Origin of the sequence: Salinispora vitiensis, from assembly GCF_000378825.1 — a bacterium.
GTDB lineage: Bacteria > Actinomycetota > Actinomycetes > Mycobacteriales > Micromonosporaceae > Micromonospora > Micromonospora vitiensis.
In genome coordinates this window covers 4,099,901-4,124,963 of record NZ_KB900388.1, presented here as the reverse complement: position 1 = coordinate 4,124,963, position 25,063 = coordinate 4,099,901, and the positions used below count along the sequence as shown (strand labels likewise).

Sequence of the window (25,063 nt, the reverse complement as noted above, 5' to 3'; positions counted from 1 at the left end):
GGTCAGCTCCAGCCCGCGTACTTCGCCACTACGTCGTAGGTGGCGCGGAGGTGGATCATGTTGGGCAACTCCGTCTGCGGAATGTCCACCTTGAAGCGCTTCTCGATCCGGGCGAGGAGCTCGATGGCGCGCAGTGAGTCGGCGTCGTACTCCTCGCCGAACAAGCCGGTCTCGGTCAGCTCCTCCGGCTCCACTTCGAGGACTTCGGCGGCGATCTCGCGAAGCTCCGCCAGTTGGGGATTGGTTACCTGGGTCATGTCGCATCTCCGGTTTCGTGAGAATCGAGGATCGGACCAGCCGCCGAGGGCCTGTCCCCCGGACGACTGTCGATGTCTGGTCGGATGACGGCGAACATCGAGCCGGCAGTCAGGACGCGACTGTCCCCGACCCACGTCTCGCCGCCGAACATCGCGGTGCCGGCATTGACGTGTTGCAGTCGGACGAGGTGCCGGAGCACGTCGCCCGGTCGGACCCGCCCGTGCAGGCGGATGTCGGACGCCGAGCCGAACAGTGGGAAGCCGTTCCCCGGCGCCGAGTGGAGCCAGAGCAGCGCTCCGGTCTGCGCGAGCGACTCCAGCAGGAGCGAGACCGGGTAGTCGAACCCGGGGCCGTCGACCGCGTCGAGTCCCGCGTAGCAGGGCTCACTGCCGGTCACCGCCTTCAGCGCCTCGATTCGCGCGCCGCTCTCCAGGGTGAGCACCCGGTCGACGAGCAGCATGGGGTGGCGGTGCGGCAGGATTCTGCGGATGGCGGCGTGGTCGAGCATCATCGCGGGCCGTCCGGGTTTGCGCGGTTGCCCTGACCTGCCAGCTCCAACACCACAGTCGCTGCCGCCGTTCCGTCATCCCGTTGGCAGCGGGCCTTCACCAGCAGCTCGCCCGACGCCCCGGCCGGGAAGACGACGCATCGCGCGACGAGGACGTCGCCAGGTAGCAACGCCGCGCTGAACCGGGCCGACCGCACCGCGGTCAGCGCGACCGGCGCGGAGTCCGACCACTGGGCCACGGCCTGGCGGGCCGCCTGATAGACGGTCTCGATGACGAAGACGCCCGGATAGATGGGCCGACCGGGGTAGTGGCCCGGCAGGTAGGGGTCGAGTGCCTCGATTCGTTTGGTGGCGGTGACGACGAGTTCGCCCGCCGGGCCACGGGTGGCGCGGACATCGTCGACCGCCACCAGCGGGACGGCGTGATCGAGGGTCACAGGATCATCCCGCCGTCGACCTGGAGGACCTGATTGGTGATGTAGGAGGCCCGGTCCGAGGCGAGGAAGGAAACCAGCTCGGCGACCTCCTCGGGCGTTCCGAAGCGGCCCAGCGGGACCGACTTCACCGCCTCCCGCCGTACCTTCTCGGCGAGGGCCGCAGTCATGTCCGTCTCGATGAAGCCGGGGGCGACCACGTTGACCCGTATCCCGTACCGGCCGAGCTCCTTGGCGAGGGCTCGGCTCATCCCGATGATGCCGGCCTTGGCGGCGGAGTAGTTGGCCTGCGTGGCGTGTCCGTGCACCCCGGCGACGGAGGACATGTTGATGATGCCGCCGCCGCGCTGCTTCATCAGCTCGAAGACCACCGCCTTGCAGAGGTTGTACGTGCCGGTGAGGTTCGTGTCGACGACCGAGTCCCACTGCTCGTCGCTCATCAACACCAAGGGGTTGTCCCCGACTATCCCGGCGCAGTTGACCAGCACCGACGGGGGGCCGAACAGCGCCTTGGCGTCGGTGACGAAGCGTCGGACCGCCGCACGGTCGGTGACGTCGCACTCGGCGTGGTGGACGTACGCACCCAGCGCCCGCGCCTTCGCGGCGGTCTCCTCGCCCGCCCCGCCGGCGGAGCGGTAGCAGAGAGCCAGGTCGAAGCCGTCCTGCGCCAGTCGGACAGCGACCGCCCGGCCGATCCCTCGCGACGCCCCCGTCACAATGGCCGACGGTCGCTCGCCACGGGATGCGGATAGATGCTCGGACATACGCCCTCCGGAATCCATGAGGTAGGCGTGGACGTGTGGCACGGATCGTGCCGCGTTCCCGGCAGTGGAAGGTTAACCATTCCCCGCGACCGCTGACAAGCGCCGACCGGCCTTTCACCATGTTTATGGCTGACCCAATGTCGAGGTCGAGGGGGATGGCTAGAAATTGTCAGCACTACTGGAAGCAGCCATTGCGCGCCCGCTTTATGGGGAACGACCGAACCAGTTCCTGCCCTGGTCGGGGCCTCTATGGCTGAGGTCGGTCACGCCCCGCCGGCAAGGTATGCCCGATGTGGTGGAAAGACTGCGGTTATGCCCCCGGCGGCTGACCAACACGCCCCACACCACCGGCCCTTGACGCATTTCTGCTTCCGGTGTGTCATTAGCCGGCCACCTCGCCTGCTGATCTGCCCGCCAATTCAGCGGGCAACACCTGGCGTTCCGGTCGCACCCCGGTACCCGCATTCACCTAAGCACGAGCTATCGACGAGGTGAACACATGCCGCCCGCCATAGCAGCTGAACGACTTGTCAAGAACTACGGAAAGGTCAAGGCACTCGACGGTTTCGACCTGGAGGTGCCGACCGGCAGCATTCTCGGTCTGCTCGGCCCCAACGGCGCCGGCAAGACGACCGCGGTGCGGGTGTTCGCCACCCTGGTGCGGCCGGACACCGGCCGTGCCTTCGTGGCCGGGTACGACGTCGCGACCGCACCCGACGCGGTACGCCGGTCCATCGGCCTCTCCGGCCAGTTCGCCGCCATCGACGAGAACCTGACCGGCCGACAGAACCTGGACCTGGTCGGTCGCCTCTATCACCTGGGGGCGAGACGGGCCAGGGCGCGAGCCGCCGAGCTGCTGGACCGATTCGACCTGACCGATGCGGCCGACCGCCTCGCCAGGACGTACTCCGGTGGCATGCGCAGACGGCTCGACCTTGCCGGGGCTCTGGTCGCCGCGCCGCCGGTGCTGTTCCTGGACGAACCCACGACCGGGCTCGATCTGCCGAGCCGCCGGCATCTGTGGGAGCACGTCGCACACCTGGCGGCGGAGGGCACGACGGTACTGCTCACCACGCAGTACCTCGAGGAGGCGGAGGCGCTGGCCACCTCGATCGCCGTGATGGAGGCCGGGAGGGTGATCGCGACCGGCACCCCCGACGAGCTGCGATCGAAGGTTGGCGGCGGCCGGGTGGAAGCGATCCTGGCGGACGTCGACGACCTGGCTTCCGCCGCTACCTGCCTGCGGCGGCTCGACGGCGGAGACCCGCTGGTCGACGTGAACGAGCGGCGTGTGTCGATACCCGCCGACGATGCCGAGGTGCTGATCCAGGTGGTGCGGAGTCTGGACGAACACCGGATCAAAGTCGTCGACCTAGCCCTACGGCGACCCACGCTGGACGACGTGTTCCTGGCTCTGACGGGTGGGGACGCTGCCCCCCGACCCGCACACGAGAGCGAGAAGGAGGCGGCCCGATGACGACCTCGGCTCCCGCGCCCGCCGCCGGTGGACTGCGATGGATCGTCTCCGACGCGGCGACGGTGACCAAGCGGTACGCGATCGGCATGACCCGCACCCCCGACGTGGTGTTCTTCAGCACCGTCCAGCCGATCATGTTCGTGCTGCTCTTCGTCTTCGTCTTCGGCGGCTCGATCGAGACACCGGGTGGTGGTTCGTACGCGAACTACCTGATGCCCGGGATCCTCGTCCAGACGGTGGCGATGGCCACGGCGGTGACCGGGTCCGCCATCGCCCTCGACGTCCAACGTGGAATCGTGGATCGGTTCCGAGCGCTGCCGATGGCGCGCTCCGCGCTCCTCATCGGCCGCAGCTTCGCCGACCTGGTACTGAACGCGCTGTCGCTGTTGCTGGTCACGGTGTGTGGGCTGCTGGTGGGCTGGCGCCCCAGCGGCAGTGTGGCCGGGATCCTCGCCGGGATCGGCCTGGTGCTGCTCTTCGGCTACGCGATGACGTGGCTGGCGCTGTTCATCGGCTTGAGCGTGCCAACCCCGGAGGCGGCCGCGCAGGCGTGCATGCTGCCGATCCTGCCTGCCGTGTTCCTGTCGAACCTGTTCGTCGCCACCGAGAACCTGCCCGGCTGGCTGCAGGGACCGGCCGCCTGGAACCCCGTGAGCGCGATCATCACCACCGTCCGCGGGCTGATGGGGAATTCCACCACCAGCGGATCGGGTGGCCTGCCGGGCCGATATCCGGCCCTCGTCGCCTGCTTCTGGATCCTGCTGATCATCACGGTCCTCGTGCCACTCGCCGTCCGGCGTTACCGGCGCATCACCCGCTAGCCCGTTCCCCGCGAGGGCAGGAGACGACGTTGCTGGACCAGTACCCGCCTTACACGTTCGCCGACCCTCTGTTCTACGACTCGCCCGCCAACATCGGCCCGGAGTCGGACTACGAGGCAGCCGCTCGACCCGCTCCGGCCGGTTGGAGGCGTACTCGGCGGCAGGTGTGGGTGAACCTCGACCCGGCCGAGGTCGAGCTGCCCACGCAGGGCTGGAAGATTCACCTGTCCGCGACCCTCGCCAATGCGGCACGGGTGTTGGACGTGGCCTGGGGGCACTGCGTCGACAACCGGATTCCGTTCAAGTTCCTGCCCAACGAACGACTGCTGCGCATCTTCAACGCCAAGTACATGCCACGCCAGTCAAGTGGCAAGTTCGTGGTCCTCTATCCGGTTGACGTGGCGCAGCTACGGTCCAGTCTCGGCTTTCTGGCCGAGGAGCTGGCGGGCGAGCCGGGGCCACAGATCCTCAGCGATCTCCGCTGGGGAAGTGGCCCGGTGTTCATCCGATACGGCGGCTTCCGGGAACGACACTGCACGACCCCGGACGGCGAAGCGGTTCCCGCCATCGAGCGACCGGACGGCATCGCCGAGCCCGACCTGCGGCGACCGGTGTTCCAGACGCCGCCCTGGTTGGCCGTACCGGACTTCATCACCAAGCGGCGAGCGGAACGACCGGTCAGCCGGGCGGTCGACTTCCCCTATCGGGTCGAACGGGCGCTGCACTTCTCCAACGGCGGTGGGGTCTATCTCGCCGAGCGCGATGACGGCGTACAGGTGATCCTCAAGGAGGCACGACCACACGCGGCGCTCGACCGTGCGGGACGCGACGCCGTGCAGCGAATAGGTCACGAGCACCAGATGCTGCGCCGGCTCGACGGCATCGCCGGCGTACCCAGGGTGTACGACTACCTGGTCGTCGAGGGCCATCACTTCCTGGTGCTGGAGCGCATGCCCGGCGAGGTGATCTGGAAGTGGACCGCGGCCGTGCATCCCATGGTGGATGCGGCGCCGTCCGACCTGGACCGGTCCCGGTACGCGCAGCGGGCTCTGCGTCTGTCGGCCGACGTCGACCGGATTCTCGACGACATTCACGCCCGCGGCGTGATCTACGGCGACCTCCACCCGGGCAACATCCTGGTCACCACGGACGACAAGGTCTCCCTGATCGACTTCGAGGTGTGTGGCGAGGTCGACGACACGTCGTACACCCCTGGACTCGGCGCAGCCGGATTCACCCCCGGCAATCACGACATCTCCGGGCTTGCCTGCGACGACCTGGCCTCGGCTGCGCTCTCCCTGTGGCTGTTCCTGGCGCTCGATCGACTCTGGGAGCTCGACCCCGACAAGTTGAGGACGTCGATCGATCACGTCGTCGCCCGGTACCCCCTGCCGGACGCGGCAGTCGAGCGGCTCCGGCGTACCTTGCTGGGCGGGCCGTCCGGGGCAGAGCCGAGCCTGGCCCGGACGGCCGCGCGGGGACGCCCGCAAGAGGTGGACCTCGCCGCGGAGCCCGACCTCGGGGCCGTCTGCCAGTCCCTGGCGGACGCGATCCTGCTGTCGGCCACCCCGGAGCGCCACGACCGGCTCTTCCCCGGCGACATCCGCCAGTTCAGTGAGGGCGGGGCAACCTTCGCCCACGGCGCCGCAGGCGTGCTCTGGGCACTGGACCAGTCCGGGTTCGGGCGCTTTCCCGACCATGAGGACTGGCTGATCCGGGCTGCCAGCGAACCGCTCGTCCCGCGCCCCGGATTCTTCACCGGTCTGCACGGCATCGCGCACGTCCTGGACCACTTCGGCCACCGTACGGCAGCTCTCGACCTGGTCGGCCAGGCCATCGCCCCGACCGCGGTGGTACAGGAGCCCGACCTGTACCGAGGCCTCGGCGGCATCGGACTGAACCTGCTGCACCTCAGCCAGCGGACCGGCAGCGCCGACCTGCGGGCCATGGCCGTCGACGTGACGCAGCGGGTGGCGGACGCCCTCGAACTCGCCACCCGCTCCGGAAAGCCACGCCCGGCCGGTCTGCTGGACGGTTGGAGTGGTCCAGCCCTGCTGTTCGTGCGAATGCACCAGGCGACCGGTGACTCCGGATGGCTAGACCTGGCGGTCCGCGCGGTGCACCGGGACCTGGATCGCTGCGTCGTCCGGCCGGACGGCACGATGCTCGCGGGGGAGATGGGCGGCCGCGCTCTGCCGTACCTGCGGAACGGCAGTGCGGGTGTCGGCCTGGTGGTGGACGAGGTGCTGCGCCACCGCGAGGACGAACGGCTTCGCGAGTCGCTGTCCGCGGTACACAACGTCTTTCTGCCTGAGTACGTGGCGGAGAGCAATCTGCTGGACGGCCGGGCTGGCCTGCTCGCCGTCGCCGCCCGGATGTCGCTCAGCGCGCCCGGCGAGCCGATCGAGTCCGCGATCGCGCAGCACATCCGGAGGCTGTCCTGGTACGCGGTGTCCTACCGGGGTCACCTCGCCTTTCCCGGCCGGCAGCAACTGCGCCTCTCCATGGATCTGGCGACCGGCAACGCGGGGGTGATGCTCGCGGTCACCGCCGCCCGCCACCGCAAAACCAGCTTTCTGCCCTTTCTCAGCCTGGCCGCCGTCACCTAGCGAGCCAGCCTCAGGCCAGCCCGTCCCGGGCTGTAACAAATCGAAATCCGGAAGGAGGTGAATCATCGTGGAGATTCTCGAGCTGCAGGGTCTGGAGATCGCGGAGGCGGACTCCGACCTCGTCACCGCCAGCTTCGTCAGCAACAAGTGCTGATGTCGATGATCAATCAGTCACACCGTCCCCGGAAGGAGGTGAATCATCGTGGAGATTCTCGAGCTGCAGGGTCTGGAGATCGCGGAGGCGGACTCTGACCTCGTCACCGCCAGCTTCGTCAGCAGCAAGTGCTGAGGATGTCGCGTTCGCTCGTCGTGCGGAGCCAGGAATCGAGGTGACACACATGGAGATTCTCGAACTGCAGGGTCTGGAGATCGCTGAGATCGATTCGGATCTGGTGACGGCCAGCTTCAAGAGTGACTACTGCTAATCAGTACTGGTCGCGTTGACCATCCCGGCGGGCGCGGTTCGTCTCCGGACGTTCCGCGCCCGCCACCCCTGGATGCACGGCTCGAGCGCATGGAGGAACTGGTGAAGGGCGAATTGGTGTCACTCCGTCGGCTGACCGACGACGACTACGAGCTGTTGGTGTCGTGGCTCGACGGACAGGCGGGCGGTTACGCCAACGGAGGCCCGGTCCTGTGCAGCGGTGCCGAATTCAAGGCGGAATCGACGAGAACCGGCCACACCCACCTGATGATCGTGAGCAACGACGGGACACCTGTCGGTGCCCTGAGCTGGCGGACACTGAGTTATCCGGGCAACTTCTCGATCGGTCTGATCATCGGTGAGTCGCAGCTGTGGGGGCGCGGCCACGCTGCCAGCGCGTTCGGGCTGCTCCTGCAACACCTATTCCATACCTTGAACGCGCATCGGGTCGAGGTCACCACCGGGGTGTACAACCAGGAGACGATGAAGATCGTCACCCGTGGGCTGATGACGCTTGAGGGCATCCTGCGGGACTACGCGTTCGTCGATGGCGAATACCAGGATGTGGCGGTCTGTTCTCTTCTCCGAACCGAGTACGAGACGCTCCTGGCCCGCGGCGCGTTCGGTCGGCACACCAGTACGGTGCCGGCTCAGGAGAAACAGAAGGCGCTGAACTCCTTCCTACGCTTCCTGAGCGATACGGGCGACCTCCACCTGCACCGGATCGTCTCGCGGCGGCAGACCGCGACGCCGCCCGAGGCCGATGCACCCCATCCCGGGATCTCCGATCCCCGGGAGCGACCGGCCGGCGAGAACGGAGCGGAGCTCTCCAGGGCGGTGCGTCATGGCTGACCGGCCCGCCCCCGCCGACGACAACCCGCGGCCTCCCGGCATGCCGGCGAACGTGCCCGCCACGCTTGATCTAGCCCGGGGGAACCTGCTGCTGGTGGGGACCGGATCGTTCAATGTCAACCTGCTGCCGACCTGGGCGTTGATGCTGCGCAAGTGGTACGGCTGCCACCTGCGGGTGTGCCTGACGTACTCGGCCACAGCGCTGGTGGCCCGGGACGCGATCGCCGCCGCGACCAAGGAACCGGTATGGGGGCCGGACTGGCCCACCGCGAGCGGTTGCGTGCCGCACCAGGAACTCGCCGGCTGGGCGGACCTGGTGATCGTCGCTCCGGCGACCGCCGCCTTCGTCGGCAAGTGCGCGAATGGCATCTCCGACAGTCTCGCGCTCAGTGTCGTGATGAGCGTCTCGGCGCCGGTCGTGCTCGCGCCGGCGCTCGCCGAGGAGGCGATCTCTCGGCCGTCGGTCCAGCGAAACCTGCGGCTGCTCGACGAGGACGGCTACCACGTCGTACCGCCTCAGGTCGGCACCTCGGTGCACTCCGGGCGGCTCGGCATCGGTGCGATGGCCGACCTGGGCAGCATCCTGCGTACCGCCGCCGCCGCGCTGACCGCCGTGCGAAGAGAGCCGGGTTCCGACTCCCTGGTGACGAGCACACCGGTCAACGGGGCAGACGGCCACCGGTGAGTTATCCACACCTGCCCACCATCGCGGGGACGACCGTCGTCTTCCGCTGCGACGACGCGCTCTGGCGCACCGACCTCGGCGGGCACACAGTCGAACGACTCACCGAGGATGAGACAGTAGGCACACCCCAGCTCTCCCCCGACGGGCGGAGAGTCGCGTACGCCGTGGGTGACGGACCGCTGGCCGTCCGGGCGTTGACCAGCGCGGGGCGCGAACTGCTCGCCCACGGGCAGGGGGGCCAGGCGGTCACCTGGACTCCCGACGGGGCCGGGATCGTCTACACCGGCTGCGTCGACCGGCCGTTCGAGGTTGACTGGCTCCACCAGGTAGACCTCGACGACGGCGCCGTCCGTCGTCTGCCCTACGGCCCCGCCACCTCGCTCAGCTTCGGTCCCGGCGCTGCCCGCGTGCTGGGCCGCGGCGGCGTTGATCCGGCCGGCTGGAAGGGCTACCGCGGCGGACTGGCCGGAGAGCTGTGGTTGGATCCGGGGGATGGCCGCTTCGTACGGGTACCGACACCGATGGGCAACCCGACCGCGCCGCACCTGGTCGGCGGCCGCCTGTTCTTCCTCTCCGACCACGATGGCACCGGCAACGTCTATTCCTGCGATCTCGACGGTGCTGACCTGCGACGGCACACGGCGCATCGGCGGTACTGCGCACGGCACCTGAACAGCGACGGACGCCGGCTCGTGTACCAGTCCGGCGGGGAGCTGTTCCTGCTGGAGCCCAACGATGCCGAAGGTCGACGGCTCGACGTACGGATCGGGGGCAGGCGGCGCGGTCCACGGGCGGTAGCTGCGACCCGGGCCCTCGACGGTGCTGCGCTCAGCCCAGCCGGCGACACGCTGGCCGTGACGGTCCGGGGCGCGTTGGTGACCAGGGCGGTTGAGGGTGGTCCGTATCGGCGGCACGGCATACGGACCCGACGGCACCGCCGGCCGGTGTGGCTCGCGGACGGCTCGGCGGTGGTCGTGGCCACCGGGGACGGCGGCACCGACGAGCGGTTGACGTTGGCCCCCGTCGACGGGTCACCCGCATTCGACCTGGACCTGCCGCCACTCGGCCTGGTCACCGAACTCGCCGTGGCACCCCGCGGGCGTCGCCTCGCCGTGGCAAATCACCGGCACCAGCTCATGGACGTCCGGATCGACGTCGACCCCGCCACCGGGGCGGTGCGGTCGCAGGCGACCCTGCTGGACACGAGTCCGTACGACCAGATCTCCGACCTCGCCTGGTCGCCGGAGGCGTCGTTGCTCGCATACAGCTTCCCGGACACCGACAGCACCAGTTGCATCCGCTTCTGCCGGCTGTCGGACGGAGAGACCTTCCCGGTGACCGAGCCGCTGAGCCGGGACCAGTCACCCAGCTTCGATCCGAGCGGACGGCAGCTGTTCTTCATCGGCGTTCGCGCCCTGGACGCGGTCTACGGGGAGATCGAACCGAACCTCACCTTCGCGGCCGTGTCCCGTCCCTACACGGTGCGACTGGCGGTCGAGGACCAGCCGGAGACGGTCGACGTCGGCGCGGTCGTGCGGATCGACCGGGACGGCCTGTTCGACCGGGTCACCCCACTGCCTGTCCCACCGGCCCGGTACGGGATGGTGGTCGGCCTCTCCGACGGGGCGCTGCTCACCGCCCGGCCCGTACGGCCATCTCAGGCGCCCGACGGCGGTGGCACCGGTCGTGGTGGCGATCTCTACCGCTACGACGCCGTGGCTCAGCGACTCACCCCGCTCGCGAGGCGGGTGACCGAGTTGCAGTGCCTGCCGGACCTGTCCGGCGCCCTCGTGCGGACGGGCGGTCGGCTCGACCGCATCCGGCTCGACCAGCCCGGCCCTGCCGCCCGGGTCACCGTCGACGACATCGAAGTGACCGTGGACCCGTACGCCGAATGGCGACAGATCTTCCGGTCGGCCTGGACCTTGCAGCGTGAGTACCACTGGTCGCCGGAACTCGGCGGGGTTGACTGGCCGGCGGCGTATCGCCGGTACCGCCCGCTGGTTGACCGGGTGACCACCCGCGAGGAGCTGTCCGACGTCCTCGGTGAGCTGCACGGCGAGCTCTCCAGCTCACACACCGGCGAACGCGGAGGCGACCATGGCGCGACCGTCGGGTACGGCCGGCTCGGCATCGACTGGGACTGCCGCGACGGCCACTGGTACGTCGGCCGGGTGTGGAGAGTCCCTGGTACGGCCGGCCCCGCATTCGGTGTCGAACCCGGCCAGCGGGTCACCGCCGTCGACCTTCGCCCGGTCGGTCCGGGTGGCCCGATGGAGCTGCTCGTGGGCCGCGCCGACGGGGTCGTCGGACTGCAGCTCGTCGAGCCGGATGGCGCGATTCGTGCGGTGACGACACCTGTCCTGGCCGACGACCGCCAGTTGCGCTACCGGGGATGGGTGGAGGACAACCGGAAGCTGGTGCATTGGCTGACCGGCGGTCGGGTGGGTTACGTGCACCTGCCGGACATGGGTCCGCGAGGGTTCGCCGAGTTCCAGCGTTGCCTACTGGTCGAAGCCCGGCGGGAGGCGTTGCTGATCGATGCCCGATTCAATGGTGGTGGACACGCTGCCGACCTCGTCATCGAGCGGTTGGCGCGGCGGCGCGTCGGCTACCGGTTGGCGCGCCGGGGAGCGACGCAGGGGTACCCGCACCGGGCCGCCCCCACCGCACAGGTCGTCCTGATCAACGAGCGAACGGGATCCGACGGTGAGACGTTCGCCCAGGTCTTCCGGTCGCGGGGCCTCGGGACCGTGGTGGGCCGGCGGACCTGGGGCGGCGGCACCGGTATCCGACCGAGGCATCGACTCGTCGACGGCACGGTAACCACTCAGCCGGAGTACCGGTTCGTGTTCGACGACACCGAAAAGGGACTCGAGAACCACGGCTGCGAACCGGATGTCGAGGTGGACGTGAGCCCCGACGACCACGCCGCAGGCCGTGACCCACAGTTGGAGGTCGCCGCCCTGCTGGCAGCGAAGCGGATCGACGCGGCACCCACGATGAGTGACTTCCCGCGTATGCTCGGTGATCGAATCACGGCGAGCGCATCGGCTTCTATCGATCATTCTGCCCCGGCGCCAGAGCCACGAGGATGAGAACCCGGACGAAGGCAGGTACCTGGCCAATGACTCAGTTGATGGCTGACACTGAGGCTCCTACTCGCCGTAGATCGGTCTGGGCGGGTTACGCCGCCGCGACCTGGGCACTGCTGTTCGCCATCCGCGGCATCTACTGGGCCCTCGGCGGAAGCGTCGGACTCGCCACCCTCTCCGAGGGGATCAAGGACCTGCACGCGCAGGGCGACCGGATGCTCTTCGCGGCTCTGTGGATGACAGTGGTGCTGGAACTGTTCGGCGTTGTGCTGGGTCTGGCGCTCGTGCGTCCGTTCGGTGTGGTGTTTCCGCAGTGGGTGCCGGTGGTGGCGAAGCGGCGGGTGCCGAACTGGCTGCTGCTCGTACCCAGTTCGGGTGCCTCCGCTCTGCTGCTGGCGCACGGCGGCACGTTCGTCGGCTTCGGACTGAGCGCCCTGATCAAGGGCGAGACGATGACCACCGAACTCCGCTGGTACGCGATGTTCTGGGGTCCCTGGTTCATACTCGGAGGAGTCCTATTCGGCGCCGCGGCGCTTGCGTACCTGCGGTGGACCTCGGATCGGCGCTCGTGGCGACGCCGGATCGGGGTCGCCGCCGGTGTGGTCGCCTTCCTCGGTGGTCTGGTGGCTGCCGCCGCGCCGTTCATCGTCACCTGGCTGGCATCCGGCAGCGAGTAGTGGGCCCGTGGCCTCCCTGAGCGGACGCGGTTACGGCGTCTGGCCCGCCGCTGCCGCCACGTCGGCGGGTCCCTGCACGGATCGCCGCCGCGCGGTGAACAACTCGCGGTAGAACCAGCCCTGCCGGAAACCCGCTGGCTCGTAGGGCGACGAGGCCGTCGCCTCGACACAACCCTCGCTGGTCGTGAGGCGCACCACCGCGGAGTAGTCCGGGTGGACACCGTCACCGCTGAGAGCGCGCACGAACTCGACCTCCATCACGTCACCTGCTTCGACCTGGATCGGCTCGTCCCAGAGCGGCAGGTAGACGGGGGCGAAAGTCGTCACCTGCTCTGGGCGTCGACCGGCTCGTCCTCCCGGTGGCCCCACAGCCGGATCCACAGCAACAAGCCGTCAACGCGCCCCGGCTGACGCATCACCAGCACCCCGGTCTCGCGCCCCTCAGCCGATGCGCCGACCGAGAAGTCGAGGTCTTCCACTATGGCGGACGTGCTCAGCACGTGCCGTGGATCGGCCCCTTCGACGCACATGCGCACGTCGAAGGGGCCGCCCTTGACGCGGAAGAGCTCGTCGAGATAGTGGAGGGCGTATGGCGAGAACGACAGGGCAGGCGCCAGATCCCTAATGCACGTCGCGCCGGCCATGGTCACGGCCCGGGCCGGCACCATGTCCGCGCCGGACTTGGTGAGCCGGTTCTTGGCGTCGGCCAGGACGACGGCTGCGCCCTCCGACCCGGCGATGGTGCCAATGATCTCCGAGACACAGACGTCAGCCTGCGCCTCTTCGAAGCTGAGGTCCGTCGACCAACCGCCGACAAGTGTGACAAGCCCAGCCGGCAAGCGGGTAGCCCCACATGATCTTCGATGATGTGCGCGGTGTGTGCTCTCCAGCGGATGCCAACCCGGGTGAACCGGTGCCAACGCGGGTCACCACGGCCGACCGCCGGTCGCAAACCGGGGTTCGTGTGCTCCGGATGTGGTCCTGGGCTGGGCGAACGGCGGTCCGGGTGACGCGGGTGAACGTGGGCCACTCCCTGCCACCCCAGGTGAACCCCCAGGTCGCTAGACTAGGCCCTCGCGCCCTCGTAGCTCAGGGGATAGAGCATCGGTTTCCTAAACCGCAGGTCGCAGGTTCGATTCCTGCCGGGGGCACCTAAATAGCCAGCAAACACCATCCGAGCTGGCAATACTCACACTGATCAATCAAAGCGGAAGTGACGCGGATTTCTCGCCTCCCGGCCGAACCCATCGACGCTTCCGAGTCGGAGGACATGGACATTTTTCGCGAATTGCCACATTCCTCGATGCCACTGGAGAGGGCCCCAGGCGAGCGCTCCGGCGCCGACCGACCGAGACGAAAGGCGGGTCCTGCGCGAGCCCATCTCTGACCTGGCGAGGTAGCCCGTGGTGATGCTGACGCCCGTCCCCGAGGGGGAGCAACGGGTGGGCTCCAGAGAGTGAAGGCGGCCGGGTAAGCCCGCTGGTCTTTGCGGCGTGATGCAGCGCCCGGAGGACATCGGGGTCGACAAGGTATTCACCCACGCTCAACTTGAATGGGCAAGTGCAGTCATGGTGGATACCACGGTACGACCTCCCGGCACCGAACCGCGGGCGATAGCAGGGGCCCGGGTAGTGTCCGAAAATCGTTAGGATGCAGCGGCGTCGTACAGATGAGAGGTGAGTGCGACATGCTCCGCGATCGTCGTCGGCCTGCTGGTGCGCTCCTGCTGGCGCTGGTTGGCTCGACTGCCCTGATGCCACCGATGCCAGCCGCGGCCGCTCCGTCGGCTTGTGCCAATCCAAGCGAGCCAGGTCAGGTCATTAGTGACACCTCCTGGCACCAGCAGTGGCTTGCCCCGCAACGGGTGTGGCCCCTCAGCACCGGCGCCGGGGTCGAGGTAGCCGTCGTGGACTCGGGCTCCGACGGCAGCCATCCGCAGTTGGACGGCCGGGTAAATTCCGGGTTCGACGCCCTCCGCGGGACCCAGGGTGGTGACTTCGACTGCGTCTCCCACGGCACCGCGGTAGCCAGCCTGATCGCCGCGCGCCCACAGGATGGCGTTGGCTTCCACGGCCTGGCCCCGGACGCCAGGATTCTCCCGATCCGGGTCAGTGAACAGGCCGGCGGAGGCAACGAAGCCCAAGGCGAGAGCGTCTCCCCGAGAGTGTTCGCGCAGGCAATCCGTCGGGCGGTAGATAGCGGCGCCGATGTGGTCAACATGTCGGTAACGCTCTACCAGCCCGATACTGAGGTCGAGAGCGCAATCCGCTACGCCCAGCAGGCGAATGTGGTCCTGGTCGCCGCCGCCGGAAACCTCCACCGCACCGACGGCCGGCCCGATCCGGTGCCGTATCCCGCCGCGTACGACGGCGTAATCGGGGTCGGTGCGATCGACCGGCAGGGCGCACGGGTAGAGCAGTCACAGGTCGGGCCCTACGTCGATCTTGTGGCTCCTGGTGGTGCGGTCGTCGCGGCAACCCGCGTCGAGGGCCACAACGTCTGGAGCGGCACCAGCTTCGCGACCCCGCTGGTGAGTGCGACCGCGGCCTTGATCCGCGCTGCCGAGCCGCAGTTGTCGGCCGAGCAGGTTTCTCGCCGGCTACTGGCTACTGCCGACCCGGCGCAGGGGGGCCCGGAGCAGGGGTACGGGCAGGGCGTGCTCAGCCCCTACCGGGCGGTCACCGAGCGGTTGAGTACGGCGGCTCCGGTGGCCCCGGCCCCGTTGCCCGACCCGCCGTACGATGCGGCGGCGCAGGAGCGAGCAGAGCGGTGGCAGGTCTTCGGGCGGGTGGCCCTCTGGGGCGGCCTGTCGGTGACGGTGATCGCGCTTGCTATCGCCGCCACCGTTGCCTTGTTGCCGCGCGGTCGACGCCTCCGCTGGCGGCCGACGCGCCCCGGCGACCCACCGCCCCCGGCTCCGGAGATTGACGAGCCCGATGAGGCCTTCTTCCGGGTGCCCAACTCGCCGCCCCGTAACTGACGACCGGGCCGGCACCACTGCCACGCGGTCCGGCGGACCCGTCGTCCAGCCAGGTGGAAACGCCGATGGCCCGGCACAAGGCCGGGCCATCGGAACATCCGACGAGATCAGCCGCCGAACTTCGCCTGGTTTGCGGCCTCACGGGCCTGCATCCTGGCTGCCGACTCGCGCAGCGCCCGCTCAATCCGGCTAAGCAGCTCGCGGAGGTCGCTCGCCGCGGCCTCCCACTCACTCTGCCGACGGAAGTACGCTTCGCGCGCGTCACCGTCCCAGGTCGCGAGCAGGGGCGCGATGCTGGACTTGAGCCCTTCGAGCTCGCCGTTCATGTTTTTCAGGCTGCTGCCGCAGCTGTCCGCCGAAGCGGCCAAGGCAGCGAAGTTGTACCGGATTTCCATGTCCGAACCTTCTCCCCCGTCAGAGCTTCAGTGCCGCGGTGATCTGACCGGCAGTGGCGCCAGCGGAATCCATCTCAGACTTGATCTCTTCGTCTGCGACGTCGTAGGCCTTACCGGAGGACCCAACTGCTTCAGCGATTGCCCGCAGCGCCACGTTCAACCGCGCCATGTCCTGGTCGAACCGCTGGCGCACCTGCTGGAACGAGCCGGCACCAGCACCCTTCCACTGGTCGTACAGCGGCGCTAGCTGGTCCATCAGCTGGTTCAGGTTGCCGGTGAGCCGATCGGCCGTGGCGTTTACCTCGCCCTCGGTCTTCACCATCAAGGCGGTATCGGTATTCATTGACATGGTGGAGTCACCCCCGTCCTCATCGATCGCCCCGCATTGGTGGAGGCGGCCTCGTCGCGGTGCGCTCGCACCGCTTTCCATACGAACCGTAACGGGTCATGTCCAGCCCGCGCTAGGCCAGCCCGCTTTGATCCTATCTGAAACTCTACTGTGGTAGTTCCGGCTGGGATGGATCAAGGGCCTGCTTTGCCGCCGTTGGATCAAGTGCGGGACCGGCCGGAAGTCGGTCAACCAGGCTCGCTGGTAGTGCGACGGGCTCCACATCGCTATAGCCGAGAGTATTCGCCACCTCTCTTGAGGCAAGTGAATACCGGTAGCCGAGGTCGGTCACCAGACTCAACGCACCCGTTGCAGCGTTGGGTGCCGGCATAGCCTCAACCAGGACGCCGTGCCCCGGTTCGATTACGACCTGGTCGGCGAGTGGGATGCCCGCAGTGCTCTGCTCCGGAGTCAGAACTGGCTCCTGCAGCTGCTGTACCTGCCCATCCAGGAGCAGGGTCGGCTCGCTTCGCCCCGAATGGTAGGCGGCACAAACGGCCGTCTGATCTCCAACCTCCCGAATGATTTCGGGACGGTTCCCAGGTGCGCGGTGCGGCCCGTCGGCCGCTGGTGGCGCCTTGGGTGCCGCCGCCGCGGCACTGGCCGAGAGCGATATCGGCTCAGGCGCCGCCCCATTCGGATATGCCTGGGTGGCCTCCGGGTCAGCCAGCAGCACCTCGGCTTCAAGCTGAGTCAACGGCCGCAACTGATTGCGCTCCACAAGGTAGTATTGACGACCGCCACTCTGGCTCTCCACCACCATGACCTGACCGATCCGGGTGTTCGGCAGAGCGTCGGACGACTCACCCCGACCAACCACGTTCGGAATGCCGATCGGCTCACCGGAGGGTAGGGCGTTCAACCAGGCTCCGCCCACCTCGACCTGCCGCTCGGTCGTCATCGTCAGTCCCTCCAGGACGATGTTCTCGTCCTGGATCGCGTACCGGTAGTCCCGCCAGATCAGATGCAGTTGGTTGGTCGTGGTGTCGCGAACCAGAAGTGCCATCTCGCCGAACTCCCGCCCGTCACCGGGTGCTGCCCCGACGGTCAGCACGGTGGTGGCGACGTCCGCACCGGCCGAGTCGCGAACCGGCTGGGTGCAGAGCGTCCACGGCCCGGCGAGAAGCCGCTCCGAGTCCGGCAGCGCGTCGGGGGCGTCCCGGATGCCGATGGGGGTGCCGCGCGGCGTGCCAACCAACGAGTTTCGGGAAACAGAGACGGTGTCCGCAGCCGAGCCCAACGCCAGCAGTGCGGACGAGTAGTTGATCACCGGATACAGGCGACTCTCGCGGTAGATGTACCGCGTACCGGTCTCTTTTTCCAGAATGACCCTTCCCGACTCTTTCCACGTTGTAGCGCCGCCGGGACGCAGGATCCCGTAGACACCCACCGCGGCGAGACAGAGCACCGCCACCATGATGCTCGCGAAGCCGGCCCCGCCGAGCCGCCGAAACGGTGCGGCGTCCGGATCAGGCTCCCGGGCAACGAGCGCGGAGGTCATCCGCTGGACGAAAAACTGATACGACTGGACCTGGTCCCGCCGCGAAGACATGGCACCCTCCCCTTGCGTACGGTCGGCACAGCTAGAACCGAACCGCGATGCCTACGATAGGCACCGCAACGGCAGCCGTGGGCCCGGTGCCCGGCCGGTTCTTCCCACTCCACCGGCCGGTGGCTGGCCGACCGGTCAGCCGTTCAACGCCCGCATGAACCCGTACAGACCCATCACCCCGCACGCCACCGGCAGCACCGCGAGCTGCAGCACCACGTCGAGGAAGTCGCCGAACCGGGCCAGCCGGGGCGACGGGGGCCGTCGGCTGTACGTAAGCCCGGCGCTGACCGAGATCCCAGCCGCAACCATCGCCAACGGCAACGCCGTCAACACCCGTACCGCCGGTCCGGCATCGGCCGCGCCGATCAGGGACAGCAGGGCGAGCCCGACGAGCCCGCCGGCGAGCATCGGCACCCGATGCCGGACGGTGGGCATCAGCCGGGCCCGCAGCAGGTAGCCGAGGGAGACGATTCCGGCGAGCACCAGCGCGGCTACCGACCCCGATCCGGTCAACACAGTCAGGCAACCGAGGGTGACCACGATCGAGCCGAAGATCATGCCGGTGAGCACCTCGTCCGCGCGGGCCGTCGCCTGGTACACCGCCTCCCGCGGAGGTTGCGGCTCGTCGCGCAGCAGGTCCTGGGCGTTCCTGGGCAGCGCCGGCATCGGCAGCTTTCCCAGCCGCACCGCGAGCAGCGGCACCGCCGGCAGCAGCAGGGTCACCCCGCTCACCACGATCGCCGCGCCCTGCACCGCGTCTATCGAGCTAAGGGCGAGCAACCCACCGAGCATTCCCCAGAACCCGGTGTAGATCGCCGCGACGAAGACCCGGGCGGCATCACCGACGCCAAGAATTCCGATGAGGCCGGAGAGGAGTAGAACGGCAGAGCCGAGCAGCACATGTGGGGCACCGAGCGCCCAGACGGACTCCCCGGCTCCGATCACCAGAATCCCGCCGACGAAGGCGTAGGGCAGGCTGGCGGCGGCCAGCACCGCCCCGGCGAGTGAGTCGGCCATCGCCCGGGAGAGCATGATCCCGGCCAGCAGCAGCCCGGCGGCAGCACCGAGGGCAATCACACCGCCGAGCCAGCCAGGCTCGTTCGAGCCGATGATGACGGCCAGACCGATCAATAGCAGAGCACCGGCGACGATCAGGCCGGTCAGTCTGGTCGCGACTGGATTCCAGGCGATTCCACGACGCCGCGCGCCGGACGCGACAGCTTCCATCAGATCGTCGTACGCCAACTCTGGCCACTCGGTACGGCGGGGCCCAAGGTGCAGCGTCTCCCCGTCGCGAATGTTCTGTGCGGCCAACGTACGATTGAGATCAATGAGCGAGCCATCGGTACGGCGCAGCCCCCAACCGCCGTGAGCCGTTCCGTCGGACGGATGCTCCTCTGCCTGCCGTAACACCGCAGGAAGCATTCCGACCAGCGGTAAATGCTCTGGTAGGGCTATGTCTAGTCGCCGGTTTGGGGTAACGATGGCGATGCGCGCGAGTCCGGTTCCGACCTGGGTAACCACTGACGCTTCCTCCGACGAGGAGCGGGCCGATGGGCCCGCGGCTGTCATGACGAGAAGAGGCTACCTACCATGTGCCGGTGGCGTGGGCACCGGTTCGGTTAGGTCGAGTCCAGGCATCAACGGGGAGGTCTGATACGTGAGTACCGTCGTTGTGAAACGCCCGGCTCGGCAGCCGGAGCCGGAGTACCCGTTCGGCGAGATCGTGCTGGAGGCGCCGCCGGAGGTGCCACCGCCCGGTGGACGCAGCTGGGGGCAGATGCTGATGGTGCTGCCAATGCTCGCCGGTTCGTTCGCGATGGCGTTGATGTTCGCCAGTCAAGGCGGCGGCAACACCCTCCGCTACGTTACCGGGGGTCTCTTCGGCCTCTCCGCGATCGGGATGCTCGCCTCCCAAGCCGCCAACAACTCCGGCGGTCCGAGTAAGCAGGAAATGCTGCAGCGGCGACGCGAGTACATGACGCACCTGTCGCGGCAGCGTCGTCGGGTACTCAAAGCCATCCGGGGCCAGCGGGAATCCATGTTCTACCGGCATCCGGCACCAAGTGCGCTCTGGTCCGTACCGGTCGGCCCGCGGTTGTGGGAGCGCCGACGCGGTGACCCCGATTTCTCGACCGTACGAATCGGGCTCGGCCCGCAGGAACTGGCCACTCCCCTGGTTCCCCCGCCGCCGTCAAGTTTGGAACAACTGGAGCCGTTGTGCGCCCTGGCGCTGCGCCGCTTCCTGACGACCTACAGCGAGGTGCCGGATCTGCCGGTGGCGATGCTTCTCAGCGGCTTCTCCCAGGTGCACCTGCGGGGGGATGAGGAGGCCGCGCGGGGGCTGGTCCGTTCGATCCTCGCCCAGGCCACTGCCTTTCACGCCCCGGACGACCTGCTCGTGGCGATCTGCGTCGGCACCGATCGGCGTGCGGAATGGGAGTGGACGAAGTGGCTGCCGCACGGGCTGCACCCCAACCGTACGGATGCGTTGGGTCAGCTGCGGCTCGTCGCGCCCTCGGCCAAAGGGCTGGAGGAAATGCTCGACGACGTGCTGGCCAACCGACCCCGATACAACCCCACCGGTGCGATGTCCCAGCAGGATGGGCCGCACATCCTGGTAGTTATCGACGGCGGCAGCACGGCTGGTTCGGAACACCTGATGACCGATGGCGGGGTGGACGGGGTGACCCTGCTCGACCTCTCCAACCCGGCACCGCGGCTGCTGGACCGGTCCCGGCTGGTGCTCGAGGTTGACGCCGACCAGAAGCTCGTCGGTACGACTGTGGACGGCGTCATGGAGATGGGTCGCGCCGACGACTGCCAGCTCGCGGAGATCGAGACACTCGCCATGCAGATGGCTCCGCTGCGCCTCTCGGCCATGTCCCAGGGCAGCGACGATTCGGTCGCCGCCGAGCTGGGCCTGCCCGAGCTGCTCAACATCGGCGACCCGTACGAGTTCGACCTGGCGGCGGCCTGGCAGCCGCGGCCGAACCGGGACCGGCTGCGGGTGCCGATCGGTGCGGGCACCGACGGCGGTCCGGTGGACCTCGACATCAAGGAGTCCGCGCAGGACGGCATGGGCCCGCACGGCCTCCTGATCGGCGCCACCGGCTCCGGCAAGTCCGAGCTGCTCCGTACGCTGGTGCTGGCGCTCGCCGTCACGCACAGCTCGGAGAGCCTGAACTTCGTCCTGGTCGACTTCAAGGGCGGCGCGACCTTCACCCGGCTGGACGCCCTCCCGCACACCAGCGCGGTCATCACCAACCTCGCGGACGCGCTACCACTGGTGGACCGGATGGCCGGCGCAATCAGCGGTGAGCTGCTGCGCCGGCAGGAGTTGCTGCGCGCCGCCGGCAACTACGCCTCGCAGCGCGACTACGAGAAGGCCCGGGCCGCGGGGGCACCCCTGGCTCCCCTGCCGAGCCTGCTCATCGTCTGCGACGAGTTCTCCGAACTACTCACGGTAAAGCCGGACTTCATCGACTTGTTCGTGCAAATCGGTCGAGTTGGCCGGTCGCTCGGTGTTCACCTGTTGCTGGCCACCCAGAAGTTGGAGGAGGGCCGGCTGCGCGGCCTGGACAACCACCTGTCGTACCGGATCGGGTTGCGGACCTTCTCCGCCATGGAGAGCCGGGTGGTGCTGGGCACTGCCGACGCGTACGAGTTGCCCAACGCACCGGGCCACGGCTACCTGCGCTTCGGCACCGAACCGCTGGTCCGGTTCAAGGCCTCATATGTCTCCGGTACCTACCGCAGTGAGACGGCGGCGGCGGCCGCTGGCGGGGGCGAGACGCGGGTGTTGGAATACAACACCAGCTATGCCGCACCACCGGTGACACCGCCCGAGAAGGAAGTGACGCCGGAGCCGGAGAACACGACCGCCGTCGGTGGCGACAGCCTGCTGGACATTCTGGTCAACCGGTTGACCGGCCAGGGTACGCCGGCCCACCAGGTGTGGCTGCCCCCGCTCGCGGAGCCGCCGACGCTGGATCAGCTCCTGCCACCGCTGACCGCAGACCCGGACCGGGGCGTGACGGTGGCGCAGGCCGATCTGGTGGGCGAGCTCCAGGTGGCCACCGGCATCATCGACAAGCCGTTCGAGCAGCGTCGGGACGTGCTCTGGTTTGACCTGGCGGGCGCCGCCGGCCACGCGGTGATCGTGGGTGGTCCGCAGAGCGGCAAGAGCACCATGCTGCGTACGATCATCACTTCGCTGGCGCTGACCCACACCCCACGTGAGGCACAGGTCTACTGCCTCGACCTGGCCAGCAACGCGCTCTCCTCCCTGCGTGACCTGCCGCACGTCGGCGCGGTGGCGACCCGGCTCGACGCCAGTTTGGTCCGGCGGACGATCGCCGAGCTGCAGCTGCTGATGGGCATGCGGGAGCGGCGGTTCGGTGAGCGCAGGGTGGACTCGATGGCCGCGTACCGGCGGGCCCGCCGACAGGGTGAGCACACCGATGACCCGTTCGGCGATGTCTTCCTCGTCATCGACGGCTGGTCCACCATCCGGACCGAGTTCGAGGACCTGGAGCCGGCGATCAGTGACATCGCCAACCGCGGGCTCTCCTTCGGCATCCACCTGATCGTCACCGCCGGACGTTGGATGGACCTGCGCCCGGCGATCCGGGACGTCTTCGGCACCCGGCTGGAACTCTGGCTGGCGGATGCCTCTGATTCCATGCTGGACCGTCGCGCCGCGGTCAACGTGCCGGAGAAGTCTCCCGGTCGGGGCATCGACCCCGACGGTCAGCACTTCCTCGCCGCGCTGCCTCGCGCCGACGGCGCCCAGGAGCCGGAGAGCCTCCCCGAGGGAGCCCGCAAGCTGATCAACGACCTCGCCGCCGCCTGGGAGGGACCGGGAGCTCCGCCGATCCGACTGCTCCCCCCGGTGATCCCGTACGGCAGCCTGCCGTCCACCGGCCGGCCCGGCTTGCCGATTGGTCTCGCCGAGGTGGATCTCCAGCCGGTGCACCTGGACTTCGCCGCCGACCCGCACTTTTTGCTCTTCGGTGACGGGGAGTCCGGTAAGAGCACCTTCCTGCGGTCACTGGCCCAGTCGATCGTCGACCGCCACGAGCCGAACGAGGCACGGTTGGTGCTGGTGGACTACCGCCGCAGCATGCTCGGCGACATCACCACCGAACACCTGGTCGGGTACGGGTCGTCGGCGCAGCTCACCGAGAGCTACATCGCCGAGGTCGCGGCCGTGATGCGGGACCGGCTGCCCCCGGCCGACCTGACGCCCGAGCAGCTCCGCGCCCGCAGTTGGTGGAAGGGGCCCGACCTCTACATCCTGGTTGACGACTATGACCTGGTGACGGGGGTGGGCAGCAATCCGTTGACGCCGCTGCTGGAGTTCCTGCCGCAGGCCCGGGACGTCGGTCTACACCTGATCGTCGCCCGGCGCACCGGTGGCGCGAGCCGGGCCCTCTACGAGCCGGTGCTGATGCGGCTGCGGGAGATCAGCACCCCGGGCATCGTGATGTCCGGCAACCGAGATGAGGGGGTGCTCCTCGGCAACGTCCGTCCCGGGCCGCTGCCACCCGGTCGGGGCTGGCTGGTCACCCGGCGGGAGGGCACCCGTCTGGTGCAGTTGGTGAACCTTCCGTCCCGGACGTGAGCACCCGGCGGGGTTGCGCGATGACGCTATGCTCTACCAGAGTGGATTCTCAGCTCACGGCTGCAAATTAGTGCAATTTGGACACATCCCAATAAAACAGATAGCTGATTGGATCAAGTGCGCCACTGACGGCGAGCGATCGGGGGAGAGAGATGGGCTATGAACCGGGCCCCGGCCCAGCAAGCAACAACGACTGGCTCACTGGCGAACGTGTTGACGTCGACATTCAGCAGCTCGACGACTTCGCAGCTGCGATCATGGACGAGCTGAACGTGAACTTCACACCCAGCTATGAGCATGGCGTGCGTCCGACACTCCACGAACCGGCACCGTTCGGTGAGGGCGGGCTGCAGGAGGGCCAGTACTTTCAGGCCAGACACGAATACAGCCGCCTGGCGATAGATCAGCTCCTCGGAGAGGCGGCGCTGGGACTGGCTTCCCTCAGCACGGTCGCCAAGAGCATCTCCAACGACTACCTCACCGAAGACGCCCTCACCGCGGCGACCAACGACGACGTCTTTAACGCCTTCCAAGGCGTTGAGGAGCAGCCAACGCTCGGCAGCGCCTGGCAGCAGGGCGACCATGCGGTGGCTCCGCCCGCGGTTGATCCACGGGCCTGATCGGTGCGGACGGGACACAGAGCTGAGGAGCGGGGATGACAGAGCAGTACTACGAGTGGAGACCGACCCCACTACACCATCGGCACGGCTCCGATCGCAACGACGACTACGTCGACAACCCGACCGCGGACTACACCCCCACCCCCTGGGACGCGGTCGACATCGAACAGATGCGGACGCTTGTCCACGGCGAGAGCGACGAACGCACCCTCGCCCTCGCCGAGGCATGGCGCCGCACCAGCACCCTGCTACAGGCCACCCGGGAAAACCTGAAACGGCACGCCGACGGGCTGGCAGCGAGATGGCACTCACCCGCGGGCCAATACTTCATGAGCAGGGTAGGCGCAGCCCTCTACTCACTGGACGAGTGGACCGAGGTCGCCGAAAGACACGCCCGCGGTCTGGAACAGGTCGGCTACACGATCACCAAGACCCGACGGGAAATGGACGAGCTCTGGCAGAGCTACGTCGCCGAGCAGAAACGCCAATACCACATCCGTGAGGCAGACAAAGGCATTCAAGCCGGCGACTTGTTTGGCTTGAACAACGGCAAGACGTACGAGCAGGTCACAAAAGAGTTCCATGAGCGCGCGAAAAACATCGTCAAGCCGCTAGCCGAGCTGTACGTCGACGTCGCCCACACCAACATCCAACGCGGCGGCAGATACAAAGGGCCAAAGGAACTCCACGGTACATTTGACGGGCAGCTCTCGCCGCCCATGCTGCCGAACACCTCGATCGGGACGGGGCCATCCGGAGCGACCGTGCCCGGGGACCGACCAGAACTACTCCCCCGCCCCGACGCGACAACGCCCTCCCCGCTCGAGCCGACCGACGGCATCGGACTCGCCGGAGGCACCGTCACCACACCACCAACCCTCGGCCCCCCAGCAGTCAC

21 protein-coding genes and 1 tRNA gene are annotated in these 25,063 nt (G+C 68.2%); 12 read left to right on the top strand and 10 right to left on the bottom strand.

The window, feature by feature from the left end; translation table 11 throughout:
* Positions 1–2 precede the first annotated feature (2 nt).
* Genes SALPAC2_RS26735 through fabG form a run of 4 tightly spaced genes read right to left on the bottom strand, consistent with a single transcriptional unit; the run spans position 3 to position 1,964 of the window.
* On the bottom strand, positions 3–257 hold the full coding sequence (locus tag SALPAC2_RS26735) for an acyl carrier protein (RefSeq protein ID WP_018218323.1): 255 nt from the start codon (positions 255–257) through the stop codon (positions 3–5).
* The gene (locus tag SALPAC2_RS25115) at positions 254–769 is read right to left on the bottom strand and encodes a 3-hydroxyacyl-ACP dehydratase FabZ family protein (protein ID WP_018218322.1); all 516 of its coding nucleotides are present in this window, start codon (positions 767–769) and stop codon (positions 254–256) included. The genes SALPAC2_RS26735 and SALPAC2_RS25115 overlap by 4 nt, the downstream gene beginning before the upstream one ends.
* Positions 766–1,203 carry a hypothetical protein gene (locus tag SALPAC2_RS25110; protein ID WP_018218321.1) on the bottom strand — a complete coding sequence of 146 codons (438 nt, stop codon included), beginning with the start codon at positions 1,201–1,203 and terminating at the stop codon, positions 766–768. The genes SALPAC2_RS25115 and SALPAC2_RS25110 overlap by 4 nt, the downstream gene beginning before the upstream one ends.
* Entirely contained in the window at positions 1,200–1,964 is a 765-nt protein-coding gene (gene fabG, locus SALPAC2_RS0119555) for a 3-oxoacyl-[acyl-carrier-protein] reductase (RefSeq protein WP_018218320.1), read from the bottom strand. Before fabG ends, SALPAC2_RS25110 begins: the two co-directional genes overlap by 4 nt.
* A 499-nt stretch (positions 1,965–2,463) precedes the next feature.
* On the opposite strand from fabG, the gene SALPAC2_RS0119550 reads away from it, so the two are divergent.
* The 7 genes from SALPAC2_RS0119550 to SALPAC2_RS0119505 all read left to right on the top strand — a co-directional run bounded on the left by SALPAC2_RS0119550 (position 2,464) and on the right by SALPAC2_RS0119505 (position 12,604).
* Entirely contained in the window at positions 2,464–3,441 is a 978-nt protein-coding gene (locus SALPAC2_RS0119550) for a daunorubicin resistance protein DrrA family ABC transporter ATP-binding protein (RefSeq protein WP_018218319.1), read from the top strand.
* Positions 3,438–4,262, top strand: a complete 825-nt coding sequence (locus tag SALPAC2_RS0119545) for an ABC transporter permease (protein WP_018218318.1) — start codon at positions 3,438–3,440, stop codon at positions 4,260–4,262. The genes SALPAC2_RS0119550 and SALPAC2_RS0119545 overlap by 4 nt, the downstream gene beginning before the upstream one ends.
* A 29-nt stretch (positions 4,263–4,291) precedes the next feature.
* Entirely contained in the window at positions 4,292–6,871 is a 2,580-nt protein-coding gene (gene lanKC / locus SALPAC2_RS25105; protein WP_018218317.1) for a class III lanthionine synthetase LanKC, read from the top strand.
* 526 nt (positions 6,872–7,397) lie between these two features.
* Complete coding sequence (locus SALPAC2_RS0119520) at positions 7,398–8,147, top strand: GNAT family N-acetyltransferase (RefSeq protein ID WP_223874121.1); 750 nt, start codon at positions 7,398–7,400, stop codon at positions 8,145–8,147.
* On the top strand, positions 8,140–8,832 hold the full coding sequence (locus tag SALPAC2_RS0119515) for a flavoprotein (RefSeq protein WP_018218315.1): 693 nt from the start codon (positions 8,140–8,142) through the stop codon (positions 8,830–8,832). Before SALPAC2_RS0119520 ends, SALPAC2_RS0119515 begins: the two co-directional genes overlap by 8 nt.
* A complete protein-coding gene (locus tag SALPAC2_RS28045; protein WP_018218314.1) occupies positions 8,829–11,930 on the top strand; it encodes a S41 family peptidase in 3,102 nt (1,033 codons plus the stop codon). The genes SALPAC2_RS0119515 and SALPAC2_RS28045 overlap by 4 nt, the downstream gene beginning before the upstream one ends.
* Positions 11,931–11,971: 41 nt before the next feature.
* On the top strand, positions 11,972–12,604 hold the full coding sequence (locus SALPAC2_RS0119505; protein WP_223874122.1) for a DUF3995 domain-containing protein: 633 nt from the start codon (positions 11,972–11,974) through the stop codon (positions 12,602–12,604).
* A gap of 30 nt (positions 12,605–12,634) precedes the next feature.
* Here SALPAC2_RS0119505 and SALPAC2_RS0119500 read toward each other — a convergent pair whose 3' ends face one another.
* Together SALPAC2_RS0119500 and SALPAC2_RS28040 are read right to left on the bottom strand one after the other, a co-directional pair.
* Positions 12,635–12,931, bottom strand: a complete 297-nt coding sequence (locus SALPAC2_RS0119500) for a hypothetical protein (protein ID WP_018218312.1) — start codon at positions 12,929–12,931, stop codon at positions 12,635–12,637.
* Positions 12,928–13,443: an SAM-dependent methyltransferase gene (locus SALPAC2_RS28040; protein ID WP_018218311.1), complete on the bottom strand. Its 516-nt coding sequence runs from the start codon at positions 13,441–13,443 to the stop codon at positions 12,928–12,930. Before SALPAC2_RS28040 ends, SALPAC2_RS0119500 begins: the two co-directional genes overlap by 4 nt.
* Positions 13,444–13,682: 239 nt before the next feature.
* On the opposite strand from SALPAC2_RS28040, the gene SALPAC2_RS0119490 reads away from it, so the two are divergent.
* Both SALPAC2_RS0119490 and mycP read left to right on the top strand, forming a co-directional pair.
* Positions 13,683–13,755, top strand: a tRNA-Arg gene (locus tag SALPAC2_RS0119490).
* A gap of 536 nt (positions 13,756–14,291) precedes the next feature.
* Positions 14,292–15,584: a type VII secretion-associated serine protease mycosin gene (gene mycP, locus SALPAC2_RS0119485; protein WP_018218310.1), complete on the top strand. Its 1,293-nt coding sequence runs from the start codon at positions 14,292–14,294 to the stop codon at positions 15,582–15,584.
* A 107-nt stretch (positions 15,585–15,691) separates the two neighbouring features.
* Here mycP and SALPAC2_RS0119480 read toward each other — a convergent pair whose 3' ends face one another.
* The 4 genes from SALPAC2_RS0119480 to eccD all read right to left on the bottom strand — a co-directional run bounded on the left by SALPAC2_RS0119480 (position 15,692) and on the right by eccD (position 19,443).
* Positions 15,692–15,979, bottom strand: a complete 288-nt coding sequence (locus tag SALPAC2_RS0119480) for a WXG100 family type VII secretion target (RefSeq protein ID WP_018218309.1) — start codon at positions 15,977–15,979, stop codon at positions 15,692–15,694.
* Between the two features lie 19 nt (positions 15,980–15,998).
* Positions 15,999–16,328: a WXG100 family type VII secretion target gene (locus tag SALPAC2_RS0119475; RefSeq protein WP_026184911.1), complete on the bottom strand. Its 330-nt coding sequence runs from the start codon at positions 16,326–16,328 to the stop codon at positions 15,999–16,001.
* A gap of 145 nt (positions 16,329–16,473) precedes the next feature.
* Positions 16,474–17,919 (bottom strand): type VII secretion protein EccB, encoded by a 1,446-nt coding sequence (gene eccB, locus SALPAC2_RS0119470; protein WP_018218307.1) that lies wholly within the window; start codon positions 17,917–17,919, stop codon positions 16,474–16,476.
* A 135-nt stretch (positions 17,920–18,054) separates the two neighbouring features.
* Entirely contained in the window at positions 18,055–19,443 is a 1,389-nt protein-coding gene (eccD, locus tag SALPAC2_RS0119465) for a type VII secretion integral membrane protein EccD (RefSeq protein ID WP_026184910.1), read from the bottom strand.
* A 136-nt stretch (positions 19,444–19,579) separates the two neighbouring features.
* On the opposite strand from eccD, the gene SALPAC2_RS0119460 reads away from it, so the two are divergent.
* The 3 genes from SALPAC2_RS0119460 to SALPAC2_RS25095 all read left to right on the top strand — a co-directional run.
* Positions 19,580–23,545 carry a type VII secretion protein EccC gene (locus SALPAC2_RS0119460; protein WP_018218305.1) on the top strand — a complete coding sequence of 1,322 codons (3,966 nt, stop codon included), beginning with the start codon at positions 19,580–19,582 and terminating at the stop codon, positions 23,543–23,545.
* A 152-nt stretch (positions 23,546–23,697) separates the two neighbouring features.
* Positions 23,698–24,165 carry a hypothetical protein gene (locus SALPAC2_RS0119455; RefSeq protein ID WP_018218304.1) on the top strand — a complete coding sequence of 156 codons (468 nt, stop codon included), beginning with the start codon at positions 23,698–23,700 and terminating at the stop codon, positions 24,163–24,165.
* 35 nt (positions 24,166–24,200) lie between these two features.
* Positions 24,201–25,063: WXG100 family type VII secretion target (locus SALPAC2_RS25095; protein WP_033775299.1), on the top strand; the 863-nt coding region annotated here is incomplete at its 3' end.